Source organism: Paracidovorax valerianellae (genome assembly GCF_900102625.1).
Taxonomy (GTDB): Bacteria; Pseudomonadota; Gammaproteobacteria; order Burkholderiales; family Burkholderiaceae_C; genus Paracidovorax; species Paracidovorax valerianellae.
Genome location: NZ_FMZC01000011.1, coordinates 190,654 through 198,627 on the forward strand (window position 1 = coordinate 190,654; position 7,974 = coordinate 198,627).

The 7,974-nt window shown below is 57.5% G+C and carries 5 protein-coding genes; all 5 read left to right on the top strand.

Features of this window, described 5'->3' with window-relative positions:
* Positions 1-720 precede the first annotated feature (720 nt).
* Positions 721-4,893 (top strand): RHS repeat-associated core domain-containing protein, encoded by a 4,173-nt coding sequence (locus tag BLT03_RS25025; RefSeq protein ID WP_281243308.1) that lies wholly within the window; start codon positions 721-723, stop codon positions 4,891-4,893.
* 3 nt (positions 4,894-4,896) lie between these two features.
* Positions 4,897-5,172 carry a DUF6959 family protein gene (locus BLT03_RS16960; protein ID WP_092744938.1) on the top strand — a complete coding sequence of 92 codons (276 nt, stop codon included), beginning with the start codon at positions 4,897-4,899 and terminating at the stop codon, positions 5,170-5,172.
* Between the two features lie 32 nt (positions 5,173-5,204).
* Positions 5,205-7,220, top strand: coding sequence for an RHS repeat-associated core domain-containing protein (locus BLT03_RS16965; protein ID WP_092744939.1), 2,016 nt, complete (start codon positions 5,205-5,207; stop codon positions 7,218-7,220).
* A gap of 15 nt (positions 7,221-7,235) precedes the next feature.
* Positions 7,236-7,688 carry a hypothetical protein gene (locus tag BLT03_RS24040; RefSeq protein WP_139160431.1) on the top strand — a complete coding sequence of 151 codons (453 nt, stop codon included), beginning with the start codon at positions 7,236-7,238 and terminating at the stop codon, positions 7,686-7,688.
* Positions 7,689-7,757: 69 nt separating this feature from the next.
* Positions 7,758-7,974 (top strand): transposase (locus BLT03_RS16970; protein WP_491907768.1); only part of this gene is annotated, 217 nt, incomplete at its 3' end.

Genomic DNA, 7,974 nt, shown 5'->3' on the forward strand with positions numbered 1-7,974 from the left:
CTCACAAAGATTGATGGCGAGTTTAAAACTCCTGGGCCTGCGATGAGCGCTGCAATCACTCGATATCAAGCCAGCGCCTGCAGAGTGAAAGATGACGGGTCCACCGAGTGTTATTCAGCTGGTCCTGTTCAGGCGGACGGTTATAAGATTAATGGATTTTTCCAGCGGTATTATAGTTTGGCGATAAATGAGCCACAACGAGAAAACACCTTTGCAGCGATTGCTGAAGTAGGAATGAGGTGTCCTATTATCTATAGGGGGCCGGCACAAGGTTTTGGAGAGGCATTGTTGAGAAGTTCTTCCTCAAGTGAAGGGCCAATTAGCTATTGTGAAGTTATTGTTCCCGACACTCAGTCGTGTTCGGATTGCCATTCCGTTGGAAACCCCATACACCCCGGAACTGGTCAGAAGTTCCAAGTTGAATCGGACTATGTGGGAGGACCATCTGGTCTTGCTTTCCAGCGGACCTACAGAAGCGACGTTGGTTATTTTTCGTCTGTAATCAATGAGCGCTGGATTGATAGCTCTATTAAGCCGGAATCTACCAGGTGTTTTGTTGGGTATGCCTATGACGCGTTGGGGGCTCTTCGCGAAAAGTGTTTTAATATAACCAAGAATCCTGATATAGGCAATCGCCAAGCGAGTATATGGAAAACCGCCGAGGGAAGAGTTAAAACATTCGATAAATCGGGTAGCGGTATTGCGCCCTCTAGCACAGACATGCCGGAGAGGGTTGTTTTAATCCCCGATCAGCAACTGTCTGTTTATTCAGGTGGCAGCAAAATCAGCGTTTTCGATGCGGATGGACGCCTCGTTCGCACCGTAAATATTGATGGCACACAAAGTCAAAGTTTTTCCTACGGATCTCAGTCTGCCAGCGTTCCTGGCCCATCTGTTGTCTCCGATGCTTTTGGGAGAAAGCTTAGTTTTACCTATGCCGAAGGGCGGCTTTCCGCAATTGAAACGCCTGGGGGAAAGTCGCTTAAATACTTCTACGATACTCTTGGAAATTTGGAGCGTGTCGAGTTTCCTGATGGTCATGCCAAGCAATATAAATATGATTTAGCTTCTGTAAACTCAGGGGGTAATTGCGCTGCGGGCGCTCCGGGGAACCCCGTGACCAATTTGTTGACAGCGGTTATAGATGAATCTGGACAGCAATTTGCTAGTTATTCTTACGATTGTTCTGGCAAGGCTCTCAGTACGTCGCACGCAGGCAATGTACTGAGGTACGACATTAGTTATGACGGCGATCGTAGGGAGGTAAAAGATCCTCTAGGGACGAAGCGCTCAATTTATTATCAAACTGTCGGGGCAACGCCTTGGCCGGCTGCAACCTCGCAACCTAATCCGGCATCACCAAACACTTCAGCGACTTCTGAAGTTCAATATGATGGCGCGGCAAATATTGTTAGTGAAACCGATTATTCTGGTAATAGAAGCTGCTTCGCATATGAGAATTCTAGAAAGTTAAGAACCGTTAGCATTCGTGGACTGACTTCAGGCAGCAATTGCTATTATTTTCTAAATTCTCAAGATTACCTTCCTGCTAATGTTGCAAAAACATCGGTTCGCTGGCACCCAGACTGGGCCTTGCCAATCGCCGTTGCTGAGCCTCTGCGTATTACGTATCTATCTTTTAATGGACAGCCAGATCCGATTTCTGGAGGCGTGGTTTCATGCGCACCTGGTTCTGCCACTTTGCCAGGTGGAAAACCGATTGCTGTGCTTTGCAAACGCACTGAACGTGAAACGTCCGACGGTAATGGTGTTTCTGGTTTCAATGCCTCCATTGTTTTGGATTCGATTGCTCGAGAGTGGAGTTATACCTATAACCAATTCGGGCAGATTCTCACTGAAACTTCACCGGGTGGGGCTATTACCACCTATGCGTATTATTCGGAGTCCAGTGATAGTCGTACGTCAGGTGATTTAAAGTCCATTACCAATGCATTAGGCCAAACCGCAATTTTCAATGCCTATGACAAGGATGGCCGGGTGCTCACCCACACCGAGCCCACGGGCCTGGTCAACACCTACCAATACGACCCGCGCGGGCGGCTGACCCGTGCCCAGCGCGGCGGCGAAGCCACCACGTTCACCTACACCGCCAGCGGCCAACTGGCCAGTGCCAGCCTGGCCAGCGGCTACGCCACCAGCTACACCTACGACGCCGCCCAGCGCCTGACCGGGTGGAGCGACAACCGGGGAGCGAGCGCCAGCTACACCCTGGACGGCATGGGCAACCGCGTGGCCGAGAGCATCACCGATGCGCAAGGCCAGGCCGCCTGGACGGTGGCGCGCACCATCAACAGCCTCAATCGCGTGGAAAGCATCACCATCGGCTCGGCCGCCACGGGCACGCTCAGCACCACCGGCTATGGCTACGATGCCAACGGCGACCTCATCCGCAGCACCGAGACCGTGGGCGGCGCCAGCCGCAGCACCACGCTCGCGCTGGACGCCCTGCGGCGCGTGAAGACCATCACCAACGCCCAGAACGCCAGTGCTGCGCTGGTCTACAACGCCCAGGACGCCATCACGCAGGCCAGCGACTTCAAAGGCGTGGCCACCAGCTACACGCGGGATGCGCTGGGCAACGCCCGGCAGGAAGCCAGCGCCGACAGCGGCACGGCCAGCAGCACCTACGACAGCCTGGGCCTGCCGCAAAGCATCACCGACGCGCTGGGGCGAGCCACCGGCATCACGCGCGACGCGCTGGGCCGGCCCACGCAGATCGTGAGCAGCCTGGGCGGGGTGAGCCGCACCACCGTGCTGCGCTACGACCTGCCCGGGCCCCAGTACAACGCCAGCGGCAGCGCGAGCGCCAGCGTGGGGTCCTTGAGCGAGATCCAGGACGCGGATGTCACCACGCGCTACCAGCGCGACGCGCAAGGGCGCATCACCGCGCGCACCCAGGTCCTGTCCAATGCAAACGGGGGCAGCAGCACCAGCACTACCGTGGGCTACGAGTACGTGCCCGCCGCAAGCGCAGGCGCCGGGCAGATCGCCCGCATCACCTACGCCAGCGGTCGCCAGCTGGTGCACCAGTACGACGCCACCGGCCAGCTCACCGGGCTGCAGTGGAACGGCCAGCCGCTGGTCAGCGCCATCACCTGGAGCCCGCTGGGCCAGGCCACCGGCTGGCAATGGCCGGGCTTTGCGCAAACCCCCGGCAACCCCGTGCCCCTGGCCGAGCAGCGCAGCTACACCAGCGCAGGCCAGCTGGCCGCCAGCGCCCTGCTGCAGCTCACCTGGGACAGCGCCGGGCGCATCGCGCAGATCACCCAGCAGCACATGCTGCCCACGCCAAGCGCCACCGTGGCCCAGCAAGTGCCGCTCACCAGCGCCTACAGCTACGACGCCAGCGGGCGGCTCACCGCCAGCGCGCACAGCGCCCCGGCTGGCCTCACGCTGCCCAGCGGTAGCGCCTTGAGCGACACCATCGGAGCCAACGCCAGCGGCTACGCGTGGGATGCCAACGGCAACCGCAGCCAGAGCTACTACAGCAGCAGCACGGCAGCGGGCACCGCCACGCTGCAGCGCGACTACAGCGCCACCAGCGGCAGTAACCGGTTGAGCGGCTACACGCAGACCTTCACCCCAGCGGGCGCCAGCGCACACACCAGCACGGTGGCCTACAACTACGACGCCAGCGGCTCGATCACAAGAAAGGGTGACAGCTACCTGCACTACGGCGTGGATGGGCGCATCGCCAAGGCCGGGCCCAACCCCGACGCAGCGAACCCGCTGGCCGTGAGCTACACCTACAACGCCCTGGGCCAGCGCGTGTTCAAGAGCGACGCAAGGCTGTCGGGGTCGAACAACCCGGCGATCACGCAACAGACCGTCTATGCGGAAGACGGCATCGGCAGCACTGTGCTGGGCCAGTACGGCAGCCGAAGGAGTGCGGACAGTGCGGCACCGGCGGGCGAGATGGACAGCACCGAGATCATCTACCTGCCCACGGCAGCAGGACCGATGCCCGTTGCGGCGCAGATCAACGGACGGCTGTACGCCATTGACGCGGACCACCTGAACACGCCAAGGCGCCTGACGAACACGCAGGGCCAAGTGGCGTGGCAGTGGCTGATCACGGGGTTCGGGGAGGCCAACCCGACGACGGGAGCTACCAATTACTCACAAAGCGGGCAGGGCAATGCTGCCTATGCAGAGGCCGTGAAGTTCGACCTGCGGTATCCGGGGCAGGTGTTCGATGAGGAAACCCAACTGGCGTACAACCTGAACCGGTACTACGACCAAGTGTCGGGGCGGTACATCCAGGCCGACCCGATCGGGCTGGATGGGGGGTGGAATCGCTTCGGGTATGTGGGTGGCGATCCACTGAACTTTGCGGATGATGAGGGCCTTCAAAGGCGCTCAAGCACTCCAGCCGTGAGTTGGGGGCAAGCGCAATTGAATTTTCAAGGAGCAAGCCTCACCAGCCAAATACGGCAGTATCAGCCCAACTATTCCTATAGCTATGCGTCGATGCCGGGACAGGGGTTTACCGCTGCGAATGTTGGTCAGTTGCAGGGAACTTTGCAGCGCTTGCAAAATGCAGGCGCCTGTTCCTCAAGCTACTCTCCTATAGCAGGAGGGGGCGCAAGTATTTCTAACTTAACGCCTCAAGAAATATTAAGAATACAAAATGCTGCGAATAGAACCGGGGTCGGCATTTCTGTTGTTGGTAGTCGTGCTAGCGGCAATGCTGGGGCTTTGTCTGACTGGGATTACGTTGTGCCCGCTTCCACTACAAGACGTACTGTGCATAGTCTAAGTGGTTCTTTGCCAGAAGGTCCCAGGGGAATTGGTGAGCCTAGAAATCAGGATTTTCATAGAGGCGGGGTGGATGTAAATTTGCCCTATATTAATTTTTTCCCAAATAGGTGAATTATGAATAAGCATGTAGAGCTCCTTGGAGCGCCAATTAATTATGCTGTGGTACAGCTGCCGGATAGAAAATTCCCTGGAGTTGTTTTTCAAGGTGATAGTCTTCATTCATTATTTATTCAAATTAAGGAGACTTCTGAAATTTTGCAATCAGGACAGGTTGAAAATGCAATGGTAGAGTTAAATGATATGCGGGATCACTTGAAAGAAGTTCTAGATTATTTTGAAAAAATATGTGAGGAAAAGCAGGTTGCGCTGCCATATCCATCTGAATCTTAAGAAATTCTTTTAAAGCACCCAACCGCACCACCGTGCTGCGCTACGACCTGCCCGGGCCCCAGTACAACGCCAGCGGCAGCGCGAGCGCCAGCGTGGGGTCCTTGAGCGAGATCCAGGACGCGGATGTCACCACGCGCTACCAGCGCGACGCGCAAGGGCGCATCACCGCGCGCACCCAGGTCCTGTCCAATGCAAACGGGGGCAGCAGCACCAGCACTACCGTGGGCTACGAGTACGTGCCCGCCGGCAGCGCAGGCGCCGGGCAGATCGCCCGCATCACCTACGCCAGCGGTCGCCAGCTGGTGCACCAGTACGACGCCACCGGCCAGCTCAACGGGCTGCAGTGGAACGGCCAGCCGCTGGTCAGCGCCATCACCTGGAGCCCGCTGGGCCAGGCCACCGGCTGGCAATGGCCGGGCTTTGCGCAGACCCCCGGCAATCCTGTGCCCCTGGCCGAGCAGCGCAGCTACACCAGCGCAGGCCAACTGGCCGCCAGCGCCCTGCTGCAGCTCACCTGGGACAGCGCCGGGCGCATCGCGCAGATCACCCAGCAGCACATGCTGCCCACGCAAAGCGGCACCGTGGCCCAGCAGGTGCCGCTCACCAGCGCGTACAGCTACGACGCCAGCGGGCGGCTCACCGCCAGCGCGCACAGCGCCCCGGCTGGCCTCACGCTGCCCAGCGGTAGCGCCTTGAGCGACACCATCGGAGCCAACGCCAGCGGCTACGCGTGGGATGCCAACGGCAACCGCAGCCAGAGCTACTACAGCAGCAGCACGGCAGCGGGCACCGCCACGCTGCAGCGCGACTACAGCGCCACCAGCGGCAGCAACCGGCTGGGCGGCTACACGCAGACCTTCACGTCCGCGGGCGGCAGCGCGCAGACGACCAACGTCAGCTACAACCACGACGCCACCGGATCGATCACCAGGAAGGGCGACAGCTACCTGCACTACGGCGTGGATGGGCGCATCGCCAAGGCAGGGCCCAACCCCGACGCAGCGAACCCGCTGGCGGTGAGCTACACCTACAACGCCCTGGGCCAGCGGGTGTTCAAGAGCGACGCAAGGCTGTCGGGGTCGAACAACCCGGCGATCACGCAACAGACCGTCTATGCCGAAGACGGCATCGGCAGCACCGTGCTGGGCCAATACGGCAGCCGAAGGAGCGCAGACAGTGCAGCACCGGCGGGCGAGATGGACAGCACCGAGATCATCTACCTGCCCACGGCAGCAGGACCGATGCCCGTTGCGGCGCAGATCGACGGACGGCTGTACGCCATCGATGCGGACCACCTGAACACGCCAAGGCGCCTCACCAACACGCAGGGGCAGGTGGCCTGGCAATGGCTGATCACGGGGTTTGGAGAGGCCAACCCGACGACCGGTGCGACCGGCTATGCGCAGAGCGGGCAAGGCAGTGCCGCCTATGCAGAGGCCGTGAAGTTCGACCTGCGGTATCCGGGGCAGGTGTGGGATGAGGAGACCCAACTGGCGTACAACCTGAATCGGTACTACGACCAAGTGTCGGGGCGGTACATCCAAGCAGATCCGATTGGGCTGGAGGGCGGATGGAACCGGTTTGGGTATGTTGGGGGAAATCCAATATCGCTTGCTGATCCAACGGGCCTCTGGGCAGTTGACATCGGTGGATTCTGGGGTGCAGGTATGAATTTCAGTTTCGGTTATGACACGAGCGTTCAAAGAGGCTTTTTAAGTATGCAATTTGGCTATGGAGTTGGGGGTGGCGTTACTTGGTCTCCAGATGGTGGTTTGCCAACGGGTCAAGCTGCACTTGTCGAATGTAATGACGACCAAACTTTTGTAGAGCTATTTGGAAAGGCCACGGTAAGCGGAGTAGGCTCCAATCTTGATGTCATAACTGCAAATGCTGGCACTGGCGTAAAAACGGGTAGACCTTACGGGGGGCTAAGTTGGTTTGATTACTCTTTTGGAAAAAAATGGGGGGTCAAGGCTGAAGCTGCTGGAGGTGTTCAGTTCACCGCTGTAACGCGGGCTAATTCAAAAGATAAATGTACATGTCGATAAATTGGAGAATCCGATTTGATTAAAAAATTTGGAATTACTGTGCTAATCCTAATTTGCATAACAATTCTTGTTTCATTTGTTGGGCGAAAAATGATTGAGTCATCGCCTGTCTACGAATATGCAAAAAATGAAGTGGAGAAAAAACTCGGAATTTCTTCTGCGGAATTGTCAATCCCAATGCTAAGAACTTTTAAATTTTCTGAAGGAGTTTCTACTGGGGAGGCGGATTTTTTTCTCTGTAATGAGAAAAAAAATTGCTATCAAATCCATGCTGAAAAAGTTAATGGACACTGGGGCGTCGTAATAGATTGGAGATTAATTAATTTCCAGCTAAATGATATAAAGTTTATTGCTGTGAGGTCGAATGATCGGAAGTGGGGTTTGTCTGAATTTATAAGATTTACGAATAAGCAGTCCGCCCTGAACAACCCGCAAGTCATTGATCTGGTGCGCAGTTTTGCTGATTGATGGGCGCCGGATTTGCAAGGTATGGTTTTGTCAGTACCTGTTTTCTTGCAAATTCCTCCGAGGAGTCCGATGGCCCCGAACCCTTCGCAACCGCAAACGGCAGAGCTGTTCCGTCCACGGCTGGACGAGCAGATCAACATGAAACACCCGCTGGTCAAGCTGGCCGAGTTGATCGATTGGGCCGAGATCGAGCGCACGTTCGGGGTGTCGTTCACTTCCAGCCGCGGCCGGCCAGCCTTGCCCCCACGCTTGGTGGCGGGGCTGCTGTACCTGCAGCACACGTTCG

Excerpts from the sequence above, each read along its gene's own strand:
- BLT03_RS16960 (WP_092744938.1), top strand. The coding sequence starts at position 4,897 with ATGAATAAGCATGTAGAGCTCCTTGGAGCGCCAATTAATTATGCTGTG.
- BLT03_RS25025 (WP_281243308.1), top strand. The coding sequence starts at position 721 with ATGCCGGAGAGGGTTGTTTTAATCCCCGATCAGCAACTGTCTGTTTAT.